Annotated in this window: 21 protein-coding genes; 1 reads left to right on the top strand and 20 read right to left on the bottom strand. The window is 70.8% G+C overall.

All coding sequences use genetic code 11. The features are described 5' to 3' along the window. Window positions 1-8 precede the first annotated feature (8 nt). From AVL61_RS00275 to AVL61_RS00220, 12 genes are all read right to left on the bottom strand, one after another. On the bottom strand, window positions 9-947 hold the full coding sequence (locus tag AVL61_RS00275) for a type II secretion system F family protein (RefSeq protein WP_058872379.1): 939 nt from the start codon (window positions 945-947) through the stop codon (window positions 9-11). Next, window positions 947-2,401: a TadA family conjugal transfer-associated ATPase gene (locus AVL61_RS00270; RefSeq protein ID WP_082696860.1), complete on the bottom strand. Its 1,455-nt coding sequence runs from the start codon at window positions 2,399-2,401 to the stop codon at window positions 947-949. Before AVL61_RS00270 ends, AVL61_RS00275 begins: the two co-directional genes overlap by 1 nt. Continuing rightward, entirely contained in the window at window positions 2,398-3,609 is a 1,212-nt protein-coding gene (locus tag AVL61_RS00265) for a CpaE/TadZ family protein (protein WP_058872377.1), read from the bottom strand. The genes AVL61_RS00270 and AVL61_RS00265 overlap by 4 nt, the downstream gene beginning before the upstream one ends. Continuing rightward, window positions 3,606-4,340 carry a Flp pilus assembly protein CpaB gene (gene cpaB / locus AVL61_RS00260; protein ID WP_058872376.1) on the bottom strand — a complete coding sequence of 245 codons (735 nt, stop codon included), beginning with the start codon at window positions 4,338-4,340 and terminating at the stop codon, window positions 3,606-3,608. Before cpaB ends, AVL61_RS00265 begins: the two co-directional genes overlap by 4 nt. A 12-nt stretch (window positions 4,341-4,352) precedes the next feature. Then, window positions 4,353-5,267, bottom strand: a complete 915-nt coding sequence (locus AVL61_RS00255; RefSeq protein ID WP_231738217.1) for a Tad domain-containing protein — start codon at window positions 5,265-5,267, stop codon at window positions 4,353-4,355. A 38-nt stretch (window positions 5,268-5,305) separates the two neighbouring features. Continuing rightward, entirely contained in the window at window positions 5,306-5,686 is a 381-nt protein-coding gene (locus tag AVL61_RS00250; protein WP_058872374.1) for a TadE/TadG family type IV pilus assembly protein, read from the bottom strand. 79 nt (window positions 5,687-5,765) lie between these two features. After that, complete coding sequence (locus tag AVL61_RS00245; RefSeq protein ID WP_058872373.1) at window positions 5,766-5,963, bottom strand: Flp family type IVb pilin; 198 nt, start codon at window positions 5,961-5,963, stop codon at window positions 5,766-5,768. Window positions 5,964-6,208: 245 nt separating this feature from the next. Continuing rightward, window positions 6,209-6,895: a prepilin peptidase gene (locus AVL61_RS00240; RefSeq protein ID WP_231738238.1), complete on the bottom strand. Its 687-nt coding sequence runs from the start codon at window positions 6,893-6,895 to the stop codon at window positions 6,209-6,211. 295 nt (window positions 6,896-7,190) lie between these two features. Then, a complete protein-coding gene (locus AVL61_RS00235; protein ID WP_058872371.1) occupies window positions 7,191-8,999 on the bottom strand; it encodes a hypothetical protein in 1,809 nt (602 codons plus the stop codon). Window positions 9,000-9,090: 91 nt separating this feature from the next. Then, the gene (locus tag AVL61_RS00230; RefSeq protein ID WP_058872370.1) at window positions 9,091-10,281 is read right to left on the bottom strand and encodes a glycosyltransferase; all 1,191 of its coding nucleotides are present in this window, start codon (window positions 10,279-10,281) and stop codon (window positions 9,091-9,093) included. Between the two features lie 40 nt (window positions 10,282-10,321). Then, window positions 10,322-11,521 carry a glycoside hydrolase family 26 protein gene (locus AVL61_RS00225; RefSeq protein ID WP_058872369.1) on the bottom strand — a complete coding sequence of 400 codons (1,200 nt, stop codon included), beginning with the start codon at window positions 11,519-11,521 and terminating at the stop codon, window positions 10,322-10,324. A 117-nt stretch (window positions 11,522-11,638) separates the two neighbouring features. Beyond that, window positions 11,639-12,223: a CGNR zinc finger domain-containing protein gene (locus AVL61_RS00220; RefSeq protein WP_231738216.1), complete on the bottom strand. Its 585-nt coding sequence runs from the start codon at window positions 12,221-12,223 to the stop codon at window positions 11,639-11,641. Window positions 12,224-12,310: 87 nt separating this feature from the next. Between AVL61_RS00220 and AVL61_RS00215 the strand changes: the two genes are divergently transcribed. Beyond that, window positions 12,311-12,526, top strand: coding sequence for a hypothetical protein (locus AVL61_RS00215; protein WP_058872368.1), 216 nt, complete (start codon window positions 12,311-12,313; stop codon window positions 12,524-12,526). A gap of 99 nt (window positions 12,527-12,625) precedes the next feature. Here AVL61_RS00215 and AVL61_RS00210 read toward each other — a convergent pair whose 3' ends face one another. The 8 genes from AVL61_RS00210 to AVL61_RS00175 all read right to left on the bottom strand — a co-directional run. After that, window positions 12,626-13,792, bottom strand: coding sequence for a thiolase family protein (locus tag AVL61_RS00210; RefSeq protein WP_058872367.1), 1,167 nt, complete (start codon window positions 13,790-13,792; stop codon window positions 12,626-12,628). Further along, window positions 13,773-14,993, bottom strand: a complete 1,221-nt coding sequence (locus AVL61_RS00205) for a class I adenylate-forming enzyme family protein (RefSeq protein ID WP_331457089.1) — start codon at window positions 14,991-14,993, stop codon at window positions 13,773-13,775. The genes AVL61_RS00210 and AVL61_RS00205 overlap by 20 nt, the downstream gene beginning before the upstream one ends. A 287-nt stretch (window positions 14,994-15,280) precedes the next feature. Next, the gene (locus tag AVL61_RS00200; protein WP_058872366.1) at window positions 15,281-15,910 is read right to left on the bottom strand and encodes a biotin transporter BioY; all 630 of its coding nucleotides are present in this window, start codon (window positions 15,908-15,910) and stop codon (window positions 15,281-15,283) included. Window positions 15,911-15,974: 64 nt separating this feature from the next. Then, on the bottom strand, window positions 15,975-16,601 hold the full coding sequence (locus tag AVL61_RS00195) for an energy-coupling factor transporter transmembrane component T family protein (protein WP_058872365.1): 627 nt from the start codon (window positions 16,599-16,601) through the stop codon (window positions 15,975-15,977). Then, entirely contained in the window at window positions 16,598-17,356 is a 759-nt protein-coding gene (locus AVL61_RS00190) for an energy-coupling factor ABC transporter ATP-binding protein (protein ID WP_082696858.1), read from the bottom strand. The genes AVL61_RS00195 and AVL61_RS00190 overlap by 4 nt, the downstream gene beginning before the upstream one ends. 127 nt (window positions 17,357-17,483) lie before the next feature. After that, complete coding sequence (locus AVL61_RS00185; RefSeq protein WP_058872364.1) at window positions 17,484-17,810, bottom strand: CHY zinc finger protein; 327 nt, start codon at window positions 17,808-17,810, stop codon at window positions 17,484-17,486. A 214-nt stretch (window positions 17,811-18,024) separates the two neighbouring features. Beyond that, on the bottom strand, window positions 18,025-18,666 hold the full coding sequence (locus AVL61_RS00180) for a LutC/YkgG family protein (protein WP_058872363.1): 642 nt from the start codon (window positions 18,664-18,666) through the stop codon (window positions 18,025-18,027). Beyond that, on the bottom strand, window positions 18,663-19,226 hold a 564-nt coding region (locus tag AVL61_RS00175; RefSeq protein WP_157571232.1), incomplete at its 5' end, for a lactate utilisation protein LutB domain-containing protein. The genes AVL61_RS00180 and AVL61_RS00175, both read right to left, overlap by 4 nt.

Here is a 19,226-nt window from a genome sequence, read left to right as displayed (position 1 = left end):
GGTCGGGATCAGAACTTGAAGCTGACGATCTTGCGCATCCACAGTGCGCCCACGGTCAGCATGGTGAAGGCCAGGAAGAGAATGCCGTAGCCGATGACGCTCTCGAACAGAGGCCGGATGAATGCGGGGTTCATCACGGTCATGATTCCGGGAATGATGATGGGAAGGGCGATGAGGATGTAGGCGGACATCTTCCCTTCGGCGCTCAATGCCCTGACCTGGCGTCGGATCTGGTTGCGCTCCCGGATGGTGTGACCGACCTGGTCGAGCACCTCGGCGAGGTCACCACCCACCTCACGGTGGATGCCGATGGCCTGAGACACCCAACTGAAGTCCTCGCTGGCCATCCGTTCTGCCGTCTCGTTGAGGGCCGAGTTGAGATCGCGGCCGAGACGGGTCTGGTTGACCACCCGGGCGAGTTCCGCGGTTGTCGGCGCCTGCGCCTCTCGCGAGACGGCGTCGACGGCGCGAAGGAGACTGTGGCCGGCGCGGAGGCTGCCCGCGAAAAGTTGCAGGGTGTCGTCCAGCTGGTCTGCAAAGGCCTTCTGCCGGCGGCCCACAGCGACGGACAGGAAGATCTTCGCTCCCACCGGTGCCAGGACGAGAGCCAGCAGCGCGAGCACCGGCCCACCGGTCAGGAAACCCAGCAGACCGGCCACCAACCCCGCCATGCCGACGAGCACCAGGAAGTCCGCTGGTGACATGCGGATCCCGGCCCGGTCCAGAGCATCCGCGATCGACCGGGTCCACCCATGGCGGTTGAGCGTGTCGGTGATTGCACTGGTGGTGATGCCGGTGACGCGACTGAGCACGGACGGCGGAGCCTCGTCGACGCGTGGCGGCCGTCGACGGTGCACCGGCAGCCGAGGGGTGGAGTCGCTGAAGGTGATGAACAGCAGCAGCAGGACGGCCACCAGGCACAGGACGGTTCCGAGCACGACGACCATCAGCGCACCCTCCCCGGTGTCGGTGCCGGCGGTGCCTCGAAGACCTTGGGCGAGACATGGATGCCGAAATCCTCGAAGCGGTCGACGAACCGGGGGCGCACACCGGTGGGGATCGCCTTGCCCAGGAACCGTCCGTTGGCGTCCACGCCAGCGCTGTAGTCGAAGACGAAGGCGTCCTGAAGAGTGACAATCTCACCCTCCATGCCCTGCACCTCGGTGATGTGGGTAACGCGCCGGGTGCCGTCGCGCAGTCGCGTCAGCTGGACCACGACATCGATGGCCGAGGCGATCTGTTCACGCACAGCACGCAGGGGAAGGTCCATACCAGCCATGAGCACGAGCGTCTCCAGGCGTGCGATGACGTCCCGCGGCGAGTTCGCGTGGATGGTGGACAGCGACCCGTCATGACCGGTGTTCATGGCCTGGAGCATGTCGAGCGCCTCGCCACCACGGCACTCACCCACGACGATCCGGTCCGGGCGCATGCGCAGTGAGTTCTTGACGAGGTCGCGGATGCTGATCTCGCCCTTGCCCTCGATGTTCGCGGGACGGCTCTCGAGCCGCACCACGTGCTCTTGCTGGAGCTGCAGCTCGACGGCATCCTCAATGGTGATGATCCGCTCGTCGTGCGGAATGAACGAGGACATCACGTTGAGCAGGGTGGTCTTGCCCGTGCCCGTGCCTCCCGAGATGAGAATGTTCAGGTGCGCCTTGACGCAGGCGTTCAGCAGTTCCGCCATCTCGGGGGACATCGACCCGAACCGCACGAGGTCGGCGACCTTGAGCGGGTCGGCGGCGAACTTGCGGATGGTGAGCGACGAGCCGTTGACCGCCAGCGGCGGAATGACGGCGTTGACGCGGGAGCCGTCCTCCAGACGGGCGTCCACCAGCGGCGAGGACTCGTCGATGCGGCGTCCCACCTTGGAGACGATCTTCTCGATGACCTGCCGGAGGTGCTCCTCGGACTTGAACTGGGCTTTGCTGAGGCCGACCCGACCGCCCTGCTCGATGAAGATGTGGTCCGGCCCGTTGACCATGATCTCCGTGACGGAGTCGTCGTCCAGGAACCGTTGCAGCGGCCCGAAACCGAGCACGTCGTCGCTGATTTCCCGGACCAGGCGCTGTCGCTCCTCAGTGGTGAGCGGCACCCGCTCGGCGTCGACGATCTGGGTGAGCTCCTCCCGGGCGTACACCTGCAGGGAGGCCTCGGTCAGTCCTGAATCGTTGAGCCGACTGCCGATGCGCTCGAACAGTGCCTCGGCCACACGGTCCTTGAGCGCGCCGAGGGCGTCGGACGCAGAGGCCACCGCTATCGGGGCAGAGCCAGTCTCCACGACGAAGGTCGACACGAAGTCCTCGGTCTCGTCCTCTGCCTCTAGGTTATCTAGGACGGGCTCGGGAACTGGCGGAGTTGTGACTCCGCGAGCGGCGTCCAGGCGTTGCGAGAGCTTCACTGGAGCACCGCCCGTCGATGCACGGCCTTGCGGGGCGTGGTGGAACGAGCGGGGTCGAAGCGGGCCACGAGCTGGTTGAGAGCCTTGGCGGCCTTGTCGCGAGATGCCTCTTGCAGGATCGGCTCCCCCTTGTTGGTGGAGTAGGTCACCGCCTTGGAGCGGGGCACCACCACGTCCACCGGGGTCCGAACAGTCGCCTCGATGTCCTGGACGCTCAGTCCACTGGCACGATCCGCCATGTTGACCACGATGTGGCGGGAACCGGGGAGCATCTGCAGCTCGGTGAGGACGTCGACCTCCTTGCGGAGCCCGCGGACGCCGGGCACATCCATGCCCGAGATGAAGACGACATCGGTCGCCGCCTCCAGCGCAGCGAGCGTGTGCTCGCCGAGACCAGGCGCCGTGTCGACGACTACGAACTGGAACTCGCTCGCGAGCTGCTCCAGCATGTGCCCGATCTGGCCGGCGTTGATCAGATCCGCCTCGGCCGGTGACTCCGGAGTGCAGAGCGCGTAGATGGACGCGTGATGAACGCTGAGGAAGGCCTTGAGGACCATCGTGTCCTGCGCGGCCGCGCCCGTCACCGCGTCGGTGAGCGTGTGCTCGGGCGTGAGGTTGAGCACCGCGGCGACGTCCCCGAACTGCACATCCAGGTCCACGAGGACGGTGGACATGGGCGCCAGCTTGCCGAGGCCGATGGCCAGGTTGGTGGCCACCGTGGTCTTGCCGACCCCGCCCTTCGGCGAGGTCACCGCGATCACCCGGCCGCCCAGACGGGACGGCGCAGCATCCAGTGACGGGTCCGGCACCAGCCCACGACGCCGACTGTCGGCGGTGTGGCAGGCCCGTTCGAGCAGCACACGAATGACGTCAGCATCTGCCTGCGGTTCGAGGATGTCCCGGACGCCCGAACGCATGGCGGCCATAGCCAGCGTAGGATCGGCCTCCGCAACGAGGACCAGGCTGATCTCGGGGTGCTGGACGTCGAAGACGGACGCCAGTCGGAGTGCGTCGCTGGGGTCCACGCCGGGCCCCAGGAGGAGGACCGCCGGCAACTCACCGACCACCCGGCGCAGCAGTTCATCGGGGGTGTCCGGGACCTGCACGTTGTAGACGGTCTGGACCGAACCGGGGACGCGGCCTGCAATGGCCGTCTGCACCCGCTGCTCGAACGTCACATCGGAGGTGACGAGTAAAAATCTGCTCATTTGAAGAAGTCCTCCATGCTGGCTCCGTCGTCGTTCCACTTCGCGTCCTCCGGCTGCTTGGACAGCCAGATGGTGCCGAACTCCGCCGCGAAAACGGTCTTCTCCGAATCCGCACCGTCTTGGGCCAGTGTGACGAGCATGGCTCCTTCGGGGACAGGCGGCGTGTCAGCGGCGCCCTCCTCCTCGCTTGTCTCGGCGGCCGCGGGAGCGCCCTGCACACTGGTGACCAGTACCCGATGGAACACCATCTCGGTGGCGGGCTTATCGCCGGGCCCCTTCTCGAAGGATGCGAAGAGTCCCACGAAGTCGCCGGCCTTCAGCTGGCCACCGACCACACGATCTGCGTTGACCTGGACAGTGACCTCCTGGAGCCCCTTGGGCACCGCCACCCGGCCCGGCTCCTGAAGGGAGTTGAGTGACACGAGACGGCTGCCCAGCACCTGCTCCCCTGGCGCGAGTGCCACAGAAGTCACACGGCCCTCATATTCCTTGAGATCCACGACCGCATCATCGAGAACAGCAGAAGCGGGGAGTGTCTGTTTCCGAAGATTCTTGGAGAGTTCCTCGACAGAGGTCTCGGCCGCGACCGCGGTCTCGACCACAAGGACATCCTTGGTCTCTGTACCCTCGAGGGCACGCGCGTCCGCGGCCCTGACATAGCCGGAGACCAGCATGGCTCCGACCAGAGCGAGGACCACTGCCACGACGGCGGCGATGACACGAACTTTCACGAATCTGTCTTTCTACTCGGTCAGAGAAATGATCGACGTTCCCAGATCGGGACCGCCCGAGGTGAACTCGTCATCCAGCGTGGTGAACGAGATGAACTCGCCGATGATGCCGTTGCAACTGCCGGTGCACGATGGACCCGGGCCGGTGTTGTTGACGGAGTTGCCCGGAAAGCGCCACCCGTCGATGCGGAAGGTCGCCCATCCGTAGATGTGGTAGGTCGCCCCGCTGCCCGTCCCGGTTTTGTCGTCGTACAGCGGCAGGATGGCCGTCTGTCCCACGAGCGATGGCTTCAGGACTGTCGTCGAGCAGGTGCCGGGGATGCTCGCACCTGTACTGCTGAGCACATCCATCCCGATGCTCATCTCGGTCTCGCACGTGCCGGAGGCGGTGCTCAGCCAGGAGAAGCCGCCGGGCAATGTCTGTCCGGACGGGCTGACACTGGAACAGGGGTGTGTCCCAGATCCGTGAGTCGGAATTACTTGGGTCCCACCGTCCAGCATGCCGTCTATCACGCACTTGGCGAAGGCCAGCGGAAGCATAGCCGGCCCACCGGCCGGGCTGCCCCACGCGGCGGTCGACGTCGCCGACACGGTCTCCTCGTTGATTCCCAGCAGGGGCGCGAACATGAGCGCGAGAGAGCCGGCCCCACCGCTGTCCCGGGTCGTCGCTCGGACCCGGACCGAGGTCGGGGTGGGGAACGTCGGCGGGTCGACGTTCGCCGCGCTGTCCTTGGCGTTCGAGTTGGCGAAACTCTGTGCAGTGGTGCTGGGAGTACCGCAGCTGCCGACCGCACAGTCCTGGGCAATGGCGAGGGCTGCCGCGTCGCTTCCGTTCTGCAGCTCCGCCCGTTCGGCGTATAGGGCGCCCACGTCGATGACCAGAGCTGCGATGCCGAGCAGAACGACCAGGGAGAGTGCGATGATCACGGAAATTCCCCCCTGCTCTCCGAGCCGCAACCGATGAGTCACCCCCCGCATTGCATGGCCGCCGTTCCTCGGATGTTGACTCCGGCACCGAAGAACCCGGTGACGAAGGTGTGGTTGTGCTGGATCGTGACCGTGGCAGTGCTGCCCGCTGTGCAGGTGGCGGGTGCCACCGTGATCTCCCCGGCAGTCAGCGCCGGGAACAACGACGGTGACGCCGCCATGGCCGTCGCGCGTGCGGCCGCCGCATCGTTCTGGACGGCCATGGTCCGCACGGCCTCGCGTGCCGCGTGTGTAACGGAGATCTGCGAGTTGAACGCGAACCCCATTTCGACGATCCCCAGAAGTATGGTCAAAAGGAGCGGGATGGCGAGTGCGAACTCCACGGCCACGGCTCCTCGTTCGGAACGAAAACGGCTCATGGTCCCCTCCTTCGAGCCGGAACGTGCCACGCCGCGGCGCCCCCGCAGGGGACGCCGCGGCGCGTGGTGGGCCCTGAGATCAGGGAAGCTGGGCGATGATGCCCTCCATCATGGTCACGAACGGACCGCCGAGCAGAGCGATCGCACCGACCAGGACGATGGCCACGAGGCCGATCAGCAAGCCGTACTCGACGGCGGTCGCGCCCTTCTCCTCGCCGGAGAGGCGGGCCTTGGCGTCACCGAAGATGGTCTGGAGGGTGATGAAGAGAGGCAGCATGAGAAAGCTCCTAAGCAAAGCAGAGAAATGGTGGAGTGGGTCTTCAGCTGATTCCAGCACTGCCTGCGAGAGGCTCCCCGTACCGGGCTACTGACCTGTAATGAGAATAGACTTTGCTCCAGCAAAGTCACAAGCATTCAGACACATGCACTTTGGGGGACGTCAAACAGGGACGTAATGCCTAGTGGGCGACTGTATTCATTCGAATGGAAGCTCCGGTTCGCGCTCTTGTCCCCCGAACGGCGTCAGTAGAGACCCGGCAGCAGGTACTCCCGCGCCAGGAGCTCCCCCCAGACGACGGCCACCAGGGCACCGGCGAGCATCGACGGACCGAACGGGACGTCGCTGCGCAGGCCGCCGCGACGGGACGCCAGCACGGTGAAACCCACCACCATGCCGACCACGGAGGCCAGCACCGCCCCGACGAAGAGAGTCCCCCAGCCCTGGAAGCCGACGAACAGCCCCAGCACCGCGGCGAGTTTCACGTCCCCCATGCCGAGCCCGGCCGGCGAGATGAGCGCGAGTACGAGGTAGAGGACGAACAGCACGAAGGCGCCCAGCACAGCGCGCAGCAGCGCGCTCCAGGCGTTCTCCCCGGTGGCGGCGATCGCGAGGAGCACGAAGCCGATGCCGAGCGCCGGCAGGACCACGGCGTTGGGGAGCAGATGGTGGCGCAGGTCGATCACCGAGAGCACCACGGCGAGCGCGGCGAAGAACAGATACGCCGGGAGCTGCCAGCTGAACCCGAAGAACGCGGCCACGAGGACGAAGAGCGCCGCCGTGGCGACCGCCAGCAGTGGACGAGAGGGCGCAGTGGCGGGTTCGTCCGTGACAGGGCTGTACCGCAGGACGACGCGGGGCAAGAACGAGCCCACGACAGCGCCGACGAGACCGGCGGTCAGCACCAAGAAAAGTGGTGCTGGTCCGAGCATGGGCTCCACGCGAGAGTTCCTCCGGCTTGTGGGCGCTTCGACTGACGCCCGGATGAATGATTGTCCCCCATTCGGGGTCCCTGTACGGGACAGAGACTAGCCGAGCGGACGACCCCTTCAGTGTTCAAGCACGTCAGTCAGCATTTCCCGAAACTGCGAGTTTCGGGTCGAGACATTTCCGGACCGAGATCAGCAGCATTGCCATTCACAAGAATTCGAGATTGACGATCCAGCTCGATCGAGCATCGGCAGTGGTGTTTCGAGGGAACCAAAGTTCGTGAATGGACCACCGGAATCAGTTGACGAGCCAGGCCAGCAGCGGCGGGACGAGCACGCACCCGAGCGCCATGACCACGACGACTGATCCCAGCACCAACTGCTCCCGGCGTGCCGCGGCGGCACCGGCGAGCTCCAGCGGCGGACGGGGGCCGAACTCCCAGTCGAGGGCTTCCTGCTCCCACCGGGTGCCGGCCAGCTCGTCGGCGCCGCTCAGCAGGCGCAGACGCTCGGAGGTGTCACCGTGATCGCGTGCGCCGAGCGGGGGCAGCGCCCAGGTGTGCCGCAAGCCCTGCAGGAGTGAGAGCACCGCCTCGAGCGGTTTGTTCTCGAGGTAGCTGCGCTGGGTCCAGGCCACCTTCGCCCGCTCGAGCGGAAGGCCGAGCGCCATCTCGGCCCCGTCCCTGCCGACGACGTAGGCCACCCGGTGCGCTCGCCGGCGGGACGTCCCGGGCGGACCCTCCGGTGCCGTGATCTGCCGGACGTGCACCCAGTGGAACGCCGCCACGACGCGGGGGCGCGCGCCGCGGCCCAGGAACAGGACGCCGTTGCGCTCGACCACCACGGTGACGAGCCGGGGAAGACCAGCGTGCCGAGCACTGACGAAGAGGTCCGGGCGCAGCGACCGCAGGGCGCGCAGGAACGGCGCGTCCCGCCGGCCCTGCAGCACCGTGTACATGCTGAGCCCCTCGGCGGCCCGGAAGAAGGCCTGCGCCCGGGATTCGAGCAGTGCGGCCAGGGCAGCGCCGGCGACGGCTCCCATCAGGCCGGCGAGAACGATGAGCCTGCCCGAGAGCTCCAGGGAGACCGCCCGAGCCGACCACCAGAAGACCGAGATGGCAACGATCGCCAGCGCCGTCGACAGCTGAGTCCGGTGCTCGCGCACCCACAGAGTCCAGCCCCTGTGGGACAGGTGGTTCTGTTCGGCCTCGCCGGCGGTCCGGGGCCGACCGGGCCGACCGGAGACGACGAAGGACGTCCGCGCCGCGTCCGCCCGCCCCGCGGTGGGCGGGGGCTGCCGCCGGGCGGCGTCCCCGGTCGGTCCCCAGGAGGTGTACGCACTGCTCAGCTCCGACAGCCGGTCCCGAAGTTTCGAGAGCTCGGTCCGCAGGCGGTCGCCGTCGAGGTCGGTGGGCGAGATCCCGTAGGCGTCCAGCCGCCCGCGCGCCGCCAGGGTCACCAGCCTGTCGGGTTCTGGCCGGGACCGCAGGAGGTGCCGGGCGAAGGGAGTGGTCATGAAGTGGCAGGCGTCGAGGGCGTCTGCGTAGGCGTCCATTCCCGAGTAGCCCATGGACGCGGTGATGTGGGCGGAGGTCCTGCTGAGCTGCACGGTGGCGAGGGACGCCGCGATGTCGAGCAGCAGGAACACGCTCGCCGCCCCGTACTCCGCGAACCCCGTCTCCGCGAGACTCTCCTGCGAAGGCAGTCCCAGGGCCTCCTGGACCCCGCGCACGGACCGGTCGAACATCGTGGTGCCGTGGGCCATCCGGATCTCCCGGAAGACCAGCGTGTCCAGCAGCCGGGCCCGGATCTGTGGGACCGGCGTGCTCGGTCGGTAGCGGGAGGCGGGAAACGCCGCGGCGTAGCGCGTGCCGAGAAAGGCCGCGAGGCCACCGTGGGCTCCCCCGCCCGGCCTGGTCATCATGCTGTCCGGGCGGGCGAGCTCCAGCTCGATCTCCCGCAGCGTCCGGAGGTCGAGCTCCCCGAGGAACGCGAGGGCGTGCTCCAGCTCCTGGGCGCCCTCCGCTCCGTCCCGCGCGTCGGTGCGGGCCACGCCCCTCAGCCGTTCCAGCACCGGGGTGCGCTCTGCCGTCTCATCGCCGTCCATGGGGGTCCCTGCTCCTCGGCGCACCGGGCCGGACGCCTGGCGACAAGGTGTTTCCAGACGCAAACTACACCGGGTTGCCGCCGTCCGGAGATCACCAGGACGTGAGCACGGACAGCGCCGTCCGCAGGCCGTGCTCCGTCCGCACCTCACGACCCACCCGCTCGGCGGCGGAACGGCACCCCAGGGCCTCGTCGATCGCCGCGGTGAGCCGCTCCACGGTCAGCTTCTTCTGCGGGATCGGCGCGGCCGCGAGCCCGAGCCCGTGGAGCTGCCGGCCCCAGAACGGCTGGTCGGCGAGGAACGGCACCACCACATGCGGGACGCCGGCGCGGGCCACCGTGTGCACGGTCCCGGCCCCGCCGTGGTGGACGGCGAGCGCCGCACCGGGCAGCACCGCGTCGAGCGGCAGGGATGGCACGGCCAGCACGTCGTCGCCCCGGAGGTCGTCCGGCAGGGCGAGCCCGCCCCATCCGGTGAGCAGGAGAGTGCGCAGCCCGTGGGTCCGGGCGCTCTCCACCACGGCCCTCCCCCGGGCCTGCGGGTCCCCGGAGGCCATGGAACCGAACGTCGCCACCAGGTACGACCCGCCCCGGAAGAACTCGAGCACGTCCGGATCGAGCACCGGCACCGGGCCGTCGGAGTGCCAGGACCCGGTGAGGTGCACCGAGGCCGGCCAGTCGGCCGGGCGCGGCAGCAGCTGCGGACTGATCGGCAGCAGGGTTGCGGCCGCGGCGGACACGGAGGCCGGCACGCCACCGGGCAGCTGGGCGCACGCCCGTTCGATGTCGCGGCGGAACATTCGTTCGGCACCGCGAGCCACCGCATAGGTCGCGCGGTTGAACCGGCCGAGGTCCCGGTTCAGCACGCCGGGCGCCGGGAACTGCCGGGTGGGCGTGAGCACGGGCACGGCCTCCACCACCACGTGCGGAACGCCCAGGGCGTCCGCCGCCGCCGGCGCCGTGAGCACCTTGGCGTGGCGGACCACGACGTCCGGCTCGAAGGCGAGGGTCTCCCGCACCGCGGCGGCCAGCATCCGGCGCATGCCGGGGCCCACCTCGGTGCGGAAGTGCCGCACGGCCGTCCACGGCGAGATCCCGTGCGTCTGGACCAGCCGGTGGAAGTCCACCTCGAGACCGACGGTGTCGAGGCCGGACAGGTCCACCCCGGAGTTCTCGGGCACGCCCAGCCGGACCTCGTGCCCGTGCTCGGAGGCGAAACGGGCCAGGGCGGCGAACGGCTCCACATCCCCGCGGGTGCCGGAGGTCAGCAGCATCATCCTCATGGAGTCAGTGTGCTCCTGAAGCGTCCGGCCCGCAGGCAGCTCAGGAGGCTGGCGCGGTGCAGCCCTCCTCGGGGCCCCAGCGCAGCCAGCCGGGCAGGTCGGCCGTGAAGGCGTCCCGCACGGCGGGAGTGTTGGTGGTGGTCCAGTCCACGGGTCCGTCGATCTCCACCTCGTGCTTGTCCCACTCGAACCAGCTGATCATCTTCAGCTGCGGGAAGTTCTCCGGGATCGACTCGTCGAAGACCTGGCCCCACCACGCCTGCTTGATCGCCAGCTCGTCGGCGCCGCCCTCGGCCGGGTTGTACAGAGCGGCGGTCTCCGGGACGGCCACGGGCTTTCCCCGCCGCTGCCCGTACTCGGCGTAGAAGTCGGCCACGGCGCGGTCGTCGCCTCCCGCCCCGGCGTAGGTGCCCGTGAGCTGCTGCAGGAACTTGCCGTCCTCCGGCAGCTCGTTCTCGCCCCACGGGTGAGCGGAGCCCCAGTGGTACAGGGACATGCCCACCCAGTCCACGGCGTCGTCGCCCGGGTAGTACGGGGCGTACGCGTCGTCGGCCATGGTCAGCACGCCGTCCCCGTCGGTGTCGAGGACCGCGAAGTCGGCGGTACCGGGCTCAGCCTCGTACTGCCCACCGGCGAACGGGTAGCCACCTCCGTAGTTCGGCGCCCACATCATCGCCGAGCCAGGTGCCTGCTCGTGCACCCCGTCTGCCACCCGCCGGTAGGCCTCCACGTAGGCGGTGGGCTGCTGGCCCCAGGCGTACCAGGAGCCGTTCATCTCGTGGGCGAAGCGCACGATAACCGGCACTCCGGAGGCGTTGACCTCCGCCAGATCGGCCGCCAGCTCCTGCGCGGCCTCCTCGGTCACCTCGGACAGCCCGCCCTCGGGCTCGAGGGTCAGCAGCATCATCTGGCCGTCGGCGCGGATCTGATCGGCCGCCATGCGCAGGTAGCCGGCCCCCTGCTCGTCGTAGGGGAAGCCGGTGAAGGAGACGGACACGGCCGGCTTGTGCTCCAGCCGCTCGGCGTAGTCGGCCAGCGAGCGGTCCTCCCAGTCGAGGTTCACGCCGTAGAGGGCACCGGTCTCGGGCTCCAGCTGGGACCGGTCCAGAACGGTGCACTCCGGAGGCGCGGCAACTTGAGTCTCCTCCGCCGACTCGGAGGAAATCTGCGCCGCGAGGGTGCCCCCGCCCAGGGCGAGGGTGGCGACGAACACGACGGCGACGAGCGAGGATTCCTTCACTCCGTCAGCTTAGGAAGAGCTCGATAGGAATACATGGAAATGAGCGTCCGGCGGCGCGGTCCATGACGGACGACGACGACGCCCCGCCCGCCGCGCCGGCCGGTCAGCCCGGCCGGCTTAGGGCCCGTCGTCGAGATCGGGGCGGTCGTCGGTGTCGCCGGCCTGGCGCCGGCGGTAGGCGGTCATGTTGGTGCGGTTGGCGCAGCGCTGGCTGCAGAAGCGCTTGGAGCGGTTGCGGGAGAGGTCCAGGAGCACCCCGTCGCAGTCCTCGGCCCCGCACTCGCGCAGCCGGTCCGTCTCGTCGGCACGGATCACGTCCACGAGCGCGAACGCCGTCTCCAGGCGCAGGCGGGCAGCCAGGGGGGCGTGCGAGGGCGAAGCGTGCAGGTGCCAGTCCTTGCCGTCGTGCCGGGCGAGGTGGGGGGCGAGCTCGGTCGTGTCGAGCACGGCGTTGACCGCGTCCACCATGGCGTCCCGGTCCAGGGCCCAGACCCGCCGCAGTTCGCGGCGCACCTCGCGCACCTCGGCCAGCTCCTGCTCGTCGCGGTCGAAGCGTCCCGACCAGCCGTGCTCCTCCAGGAGGACCCGCAGCTGGTCGGTGGTCACCAGCTCGTCCTCCCCGGAGCGCGACGCTCCCGGCGCGGTGTTCATGAGCGCCACGTCGGACTCGAGCACGTCTTCAGTGTCATAGGCAAAATGCACTTGACTACTTATCCTCTCCACGACTAGCGTGAGTGTCGTCAACAGTTTAGACCCTTACGCGACGATGGTCGCGAGAAGGAGTTCCTCATGGTCGGCGGACTCTACCTCCTGGCGCTGCTCTTCGTGTTCGCCACCGTGGGCCGGCAGTCCGTCCCGCGGCGGGAGCGCACGGCCCTGCGCAGCTGGACGCTCCGGGACGTGTACTACAACGTGCGGCGCGGGCTGATGGTGCTCGGCGAGCACGGGCCGTCCTACCCCGCCCTGGACAGCACGGAACGGCCGGCGGCGCAGCGCACCCGCTGAGCGACACGAGATCGGCCGGAGGCCCCGGCAGGTCTCGGCTCCGGGCAGCCCGAGGTCCCCGCGCCATGACGGGTCGGTAGCTCAGGACGGGGCCCCCGGTCAGAGCGCAACCTTCTCGAACATGGCCGCCGTGCCGATGCCGCCGGCGGAGCTGATCATCGCCAGCAGCAGGCTCCCCGGCGGCAGTGCCCGCGAACGGGCGAGCAGACGCACCACGGACACTGCCCCGGAGGCGCCGTAGGCGTGGCCCAGGGCCAGGGCGCCGCCCTCGGCGTTGAGCACCCTCTCGTCGAGGCCGAGCAGGTCGGTGCAGGCCAGGACCTGCCCGGCGAAGGCCTCGTTGAACTCGACCGCCGCCAGCCGGTCCACGGGCACGCCCTGCGCCGTCAGCAGCTGCCGGGCGGCCACGGCGGCCCCGATGCCCAGGCGCGCCGGATCCACCCCGACCGTGGCCGCGCCGCGGAAGGCCAGTCCGGCCGGAACACCCAGGCCCTGCGCCGTGGCAGGGTCGGTGACGAGGACGGCGGCCGCCCCATCGGCGTCGCCGCAGGAGTTGCCGGCCGTGACCGTCCCGCCGGCCTCGAACACGCCAGGGAAGCGCGCCAGCAGCCGCGCGGTCAGCGCCGGCCGCGGGCCGTTGTCGGCCTGCACTTCCCCAGCCGGTCCGGCCACCGGCACGAGCTCGTCCTCGAACGCTCCCGCTTCCGCGGCGGCCAGGGCCCGCCGGTGGCTGCGCAGCGCATAGGCGTCCTGCCGCTCCCGGCCGATCCCGTGCTCGAGCGCGACAGTCTCGGCGGCCGCACCCATGTCCGGGTCGCCCAGGTGCTCCGGAGCGAACTGGGCGCGGCGGTAGAACTCGACTCCCCCGTCCTGGCGTCGTCGTCCGCGCAGCGGTGCGGTGCTGATGCTCTCCGCCCCGCCGGCGAGGAAGGCCCGGCCGGCCCCGGCCTGGGCGAGCCGGCAGGCCAGCACCACGGCGTCCAGGCCCGAACCGCACTGCCGATCCACCGTGAGGCCCGGCACGGACAGCGGCAGACCGGCCTCCAGCGCCGCGAGCCGGGCGGGATTGCCCCCGGCGCCCACGGCGTTGCCGACCACCACGTCCGCCAGGTGCTCAGGATCCAGCCCGGAGTCCGCCAGCAGGGACCGGAGCACCGGGGCCAGCAGCCGGTGGACGGGCACGCCGTCGAGCAGGGTCCCGGCCCGGGCCAGGGGCGTGCGCCGGCCCAGCACCAGCACGGGGGCATCAGCCGAGGGGACGGGCACGGGGGTCTCCTTCGAGAATCCAGTCGCGGAGCAGCGAGCGGCTGAGCTTGCCGGCCGCGGTGAGGGGCAGCTCCTGCAGCTCCAGGTACTGCTGCGGGCGCTTGGCCGGCGCCAGGCGCCTCGCCAGCCCGGCGCGGAGCCGGAGCCGGTCCGGTCCGCCGGGGCGGACGGGGAGGATCCCGGCCACGATCCGCTGACCGCGGGCGTCGTCGGGAAGCCCCACCACGACGACGCCGGCCACTCCCGCCACCACGGCCAGGGCCGCCTCGACCTCGTGCGGATAGACGTTGTGCCCGCCGCTGTTGATCATCTCCGCGGCCCTGCCCAGCACGTGCAGCCCGCCGTCGCGCAGGACGCCCCGGTCCCGCACGGTGGCCATGCCGCCGAGCCGGCCGAAGGCCCGGCCGTCGTCGCCCCAGAGATAGCCGTCGCAGACTAGCTCCGAACGGACGGCGACGGTCCCGGCCGTCCCCTCCGGCAGCGGGGCGCCGTCGTCGTCGAGGACGGCGAGCTCCACCCCCGGGAACGCGGTGCCCACGGCGGTGCCGGCGTCGCTGGCAGCCTCGGGGACGGCCTCGCCCGCCGGGTGGCAGCGGGCAGCGACGAAGCCGAGCTCCGCGGCGCCGTAGTACTCCCATATCATGGCGCGCGGCGCCCAGCGGCGGGCCGCCGCCAGCGTGCCGGGGTCCAGCTTCTGCCCGGCGCACACGATCGTGCTCACCCCGCTCGCGTCGGCACCGCCGGCCGGGCCGCGCTCGGCGAGGACCCGCAGCATCGTGGGCACGAGCACCAGACGGGTGACGCCGTGCCCGCTGATCGCGGCGCGGGCGGCCGCCACGTCGAAGCGCGGCAGGGTGACGAACGTGGCTCCGGCGTGCAGGCACTCCGACAGGGCGTAAAGGTTCAGGCTCGCCGAGAGCGGGCCGGGGGCCAGCACCCGGTCCTGCGGTGCCAGGCCGAAGTGCTCGGCGGAGGCCTCGAAGGAGTGCAGCCAGGAGCCGCGGCTGCGGCGGAAGCCCTTGGGCAGGGCCGTGGTGCCGGAGGTCAGGCCGATGAGGAAGGCCGAGGCGGGGTCGCCGTCGCGCAGCCGCGCCGGGGCCGGGTGCTCGGAGAGCCGGTCCGCGCAGCGCTCCTGCACCCGCTCGGCCACCTCCTCCGGCCAGGACGGGTCGAGGACGGCGCACTCGCGCTCCTCGGCCACGCCCGCGGCCACCGGACGGCGAAGTCGGTGCCGTTGCCCTGCCGCAGGACGCCCGTGGCCTCGCCGGAGGCCGCCAGGGCCGAGGCCTGCGCCCGCAGCTCGCTCCAGCTCAGCTCCTCGCCTCCGCAGACGACGGCGGGCTCGTCCGGGCGCTCGTCGGCCCAGCGGTTCAGGCGGTCCAGGAAGGGCATGTCCTCGTCCTCGTCGGTGGTCCCACGGTGCGAATGCGGTGCTGAGCCGTGCGCAGGGTGTCGCGATCGCAGCAGCGGGCGGCGCTCCCCCGGCGGTCAGCGGCCGGCGGCCGGCACCCCGCCGAGGAGACGGCGGTAGCTGCGGTGGACATTGATCGCGGCCAGGGTCGCCACGACCGCCTTGAGGAGGTCCCCGGGAACGAACACGAGCGAGCCCAGGGCGGAGGTGGCCAGCGGCAGCCCGGTGACCACGGCCGTCCACGGCACGCCGAAGGCGTAGATGACCACGATGCCACCGAGGACCACGCTGAGCAGCACGGCGGCGAAGCGGGCCGTGCGGCCGGTGCGCCGGATCGCCCAGTACTTGACCAGCAGGCCGATGACCAGTGCCGCGGGGATCCAGCCGACCAGGTAGCCGCCGGTCGGGCCCAGGAACGCCCCGAGCCCGCCCCGGCCCCCGGCCAGCAGCGGCAGTCCGGCCAGCACGAGGGCGTGCAGGACGACGACGGAGAGCATGCCGCGCACCGGCCCGAGCAGCGCGCCGGCGAGCATCACCCCGAGGGTCTGCAGGGTGATGGGCACCGGGACGATCCCGACCGTGATCGGCGGCACGAGACCCAGGGCGGCGATCAGGGCTGCGAACACCGCCACGAGCACCGTGTTCTGGGTGCTCTGGGAGGTGTCGGCGGTCCGGGAGGTCGTGGTGGTCGGGGTCCTGGTGGTCATGAGGTCCTTCGGGTCGGGGCCGGGCCGGTGGGCCCGGCCGCTGGGAGACAGCGGACGGGACAGGTCAGTCGGGCGCGACCGCGGCGCGACGCGGGGGCGGCGCGGAGTCGTAGCAGCGGGCGTCGAGGGCGGCGGCGATCTGCTGGGCCGACTCCAGGGTGCGCACCAGCAGCGGCACCAGCACGGCGAGCGGGCTGTTGTGCAGGCCGCGGGCGAACTGGGCCTCGCGGACCTCGAGGTACTGGCCGCGGATCTGCGGGATGAACCGGATCGTCATCGACAGGGCCAGGCTCATCTGGGCCGGGTTCAGCCCGAGGTGCCGGGTCGGGGCCAGCAGCCGCTCGAACAGGGAGAGCATCTCGCCGAACGTGGTGGACAGGCTCACGGCCCAGGCGAACAGGCACAGGCTCAGCAGCCGCAGGGCCGCCACGGACGCGGCCTCCCAGGTGGTGCTGAACCCCAGGGTGACGAAGACGATCCCGACGATGAGCACCAGCCCCGCCAGCATCCGGACCAGGCGGGCGAATGGGGTGCGGGTCAGCACCGCGGCGGCCACGGCCAGGACGAACACCGCGACCTGGACTCCCAGGTCCGTCACGGCGTAGATGCCGAGGCTGGCCGCGAACAGGAACGCGAACTTCCACCCGGCCGGGATCCGGGTCAGCGGCCCGATGCGCTGCGGACCGGTCACCGGTCGCAGATCCCGCAGTAGAACTCCACGGCCGGCTCCGGGGCGCCGTCGAAGGCGATCCGGCCCTCGTGCACCACCAGGACCCGCTGGTAGTTCTCGATCAGGTCCAGGTCGTGGGTGACCACGACCGCGCGCTGGTCGAGGCCGTCGATGGTGGCCTGCAGCCGGCGCCGGTTGCGCCGGTCGAGCATGGTGGTCGGCTCGTCGAAGACGATCGTGGACGGCTCCATGACCAGCACCGAGGCCAGGGCCACCAGCTGCTTCTCGCCCCCGGACAGGGCGTGGGACTCCCGCTCGCGCAGGTGGCCGATGCCCAGCCGCTCCAGGACTCCGTCGACCCGCGCGGTGAGCTCGGCCCCGCGCAGGCCCAGGTTCTTCGCCCCGAAGGCGAGGTCCTCGTCCACGAGGGGCATCACGATCTGGTTCTCCGGATTCTGGAACACGAAGCCGACCTGGCGCCGGATGAGCTTGGCGTCCTTCGCGGTGGACAGCCCGTCCACGTGGACCGTGCCGCGGGTGGGCAGCAGCAGGCCGTTGAGCAGGCGCACCAGGGTGGACTTGCCCGAGCCGTTGAGCCCGATCACCGCGATGCGGTGCTCGTCCAGGGACAGGTCCAGGTCCGTCAGGACGTCGTGGCCCTCCCGGGTGACGGTGACCCCGCTCAGCCGGATGCCCGAGCGCTGCGTGCCCGGCGCCGACGGTGCGGCAGGCTCGCCCCGGCGCGGCCGGTTGCGGAGCGGGTGCTTGATCGACACCGTGGACGCCTTCCTCTCCTCGTCGTGCGCGCCGGTCCCCGGACGTCGCCGTGCCCCGGTGCCGCTCGGAGGCACAGCCCACCGGCCCGGGACGTCCCGGATCCGAGGGGCACGGGGCCGATGGGGCTCAGTCCCGGGGTCCCGGCTCGAAGTACAGGTCGGCGTGCAGGGCGCACCCGGGGTTGAACCGTGCCGCGCACCGCGGGCACCCGTCCGCCGCCAGGTAGGCGCGGACGGAGAGCTCGTGTCCGCACACCCCGCAGAGCACGGCCTCGGCGTCGTGGTCCTCGGCCGGCCACTGCGCCGCCGGGTGGCCGGCGGTCTCCTCGTGGCACAAGTGACAAGGATAGTACTCCCGGCAGCACCAGAACTTGATCGCGATCACATCCAGCGGCGTCCGGTAGTGCACGCACCGCGTCTGCTCGTCCACCGGACGTCCCAGGATCCGTCGCATCGCTGCTCCTCTCGCGGGGTCCGCGCCCGGCTCCTCCCTCGGGCGCCCGGCCGGAGGTTTCTCGTCCGACAGCGACCACTGTACGGAGCGAGGACCGCACGGAGCAGGGACCGCACTCATCGGGCACTGAACGGAGCAGGGCCCACTCGGAGCGGGAACCGCACGGAGCAGCAGGTGCACGGCCCCGAACCGCCGCACGGGTGGGGGCCGGAGCTCAGCCGAGCAGGATCACGTCGAGCGTCCGGGGCCCGTGCACGCCCTCCACGCGCTCGAGCTCTATGTCCGAGGTCGCGGAGGGCCCGGAGATCATCGTGACCGGGGCCGTGGGCTCCACCCGGGCCAGGGCCTCGGGGATCAGCTCGACCACCGTGTCCAGCGGCACCACGCAGATGTGGTGGTCGGGGACCAGGCTGATCGCCCGGCGGCCCTCGTCGGGACGGCCGGTGAGGAAGATCGTGCCGGTCTCGGCGCAGGAGACGGTCGAGGAGGTCACCACGGCGTCCACGGCATTGAGCTCCCGCACCCCCAGCGCGGACGCGGCCCGGGCATCGCCGGGGTCCGCCAGCGCCCGGCGGGCGGCGGTGTCCTCGGGCAGCCAAGACAGGTCGAGGCCGGCGGGGACCACGTAGCGGGCCGAGGCGCCCAGCAGCTCGGCGATCCTGCCCGGCAGGGACTCGGGGGTCTCATGGTGCACGGCGGCCCGGTAGTCGACCAGCCGGTCCTCGAGCATCTCGACGACCTCCTCGCGCGGACGCTCCGAGGCCCGGCGGTAGCGGCGCTCCGCGGGCGCGGGCGCCGGGGTGTCGTGCAGGGCGCCGCGGATCCGATTCAGGATCTCGGTCTTCGCGTCGGTCATCGCTCTCCCCCGTCGTGCTGCGTGTTCTCCCGGGCCGCGTCCTGCGGGCCGCGGGCGGTCCCGTCCGGGGCGCCGTCGGACGTGGTGCCGGCTGTGGCGCCGTCGGACGTGGTCCCGGCCGTCGCACCGGGGGCGCCGGACGGGGTGCCGTCGGAGACGGCGCCGCCGTCGGCGGCCACCCGCTGCGCGGTCTCGCCGGCGTGCTGGGCCCACCAGTTGCGGAAGGACTCCTTGGGCGGGGCGGGGATGTCCCGCTCGTCGGTCCATCCCCCGGCGGTTCCGGGCAGCCAGCTGATCGCCCGGTCCCTGCCGGCGACGGCCCGGCCCAGCGGCAGCGCCTTCTCGGCGAGCGCCATGCGCCTGCCGGAGGACATCACGAAGGAGGCCCCCTTCATCATGAGGTCCATCTCGGACGGGGCCTGCGGCAGGCGCCGGGTCCGGGCGGGTGCCGCGGCGGCGCCGTCGTCGGAGCGCTCGCCGTGCCGGGTGCGCACGTCCTCGTCGCGCAGGTGCACAAGGATCTCGGGGATGTTGATCTTCACCGGGCAGACGTCGTAGCA

Origin of the sequence: Kocuria rosea subsp. polaris, from assembly GCF_001483755.1 — a bacterium.
Classification (GTDB): Bacteria; Actinomycetota; Actinomycetes; order Actinomycetales; family Micrococcaceae; genus Kocuria; species Kocuria cellulosilytica.
This window is presented reverse-complemented; position numbering and strand designations above follow the sequence as displayed.

Bases quoted from the DNA above. Each gene is read 5' to 3' on its own strand.
- AVL61_RS00230 (WP_058872370.1), bottom strand. From the start codon at position 10,281: ATGAGGATGATGCTGCTGACCTCCGGCACCCGCGGGGATGTGGAGCCG.
- AVL61_RS00265 (WP_058872377.1), bottom strand. From the start codon at position 3,609: ATGAGCAGATTTTTACTCGTCACCTCCGATGTGACGTTCGAGCAGCGG.
- AVL61_RS00180 (WP_058872363.1), bottom strand. From the start codon at position 18,666: ATGACCGACGCGAAGACCGAGATCCTGAATCGGATCCGCGGCGCCCTG.
- AVL61_RS00250 (WP_058872374.1), bottom strand. From the start codon at position 5,686: ATGAGCCGTTTTCGTTCCGAACGAGGAGCCGTGGCCGTGGAGTTCGCA.
- AVL61_RS00245 (WP_058872373.1), bottom strand. From the start codon at position 5,963: ATGCTGCCTCTCTTCATCACCCTCCAGACCATCTTCGGTGACGCCAAG.
- AVL61_RS00185 (WP_058872364.1), bottom strand. From the start codon at position 17,810: ATGCGACGGATCCTGGGACGTCCGGTGGACGAGCAGACGCGGTGCGTG.
- AVL61_RS00275 (WP_058872379.1), bottom strand. From the start codon at position 947: ATGGTCGTCGTGCTCGGAACCGTCCTGTGCCTGGTGGCCGTCCTGCTG.
- AVL61_RS00215 (WP_058872368.1), top strand. From the start codon at position 12,311: ATGGTCGGCGGACTCTACCTCCTGGCGCTGCTCTTCGTGTTCGCCACC.
- AVL61_RS00240 (WP_231738238.1), bottom strand. From the start codon at position 6,895: ATGCTCGGACCAGCACCACTTTTCTTGGTGCTGACCGCCGGTCTCGTC.
- AVL61_RS00200 (WP_058872366.1), bottom strand. From the start codon at position 15,910: ATGACCACCAGGACCCCGACCACCACGACCTCCCGGACCGCCGACACC.
- AVL61_RS00235 (WP_058872371.1), bottom strand. From the start codon at position 8,999: ATGGACGGCGATGAGACGGCAGAGCGCACCCCGGTGCTGGAACGGCTG.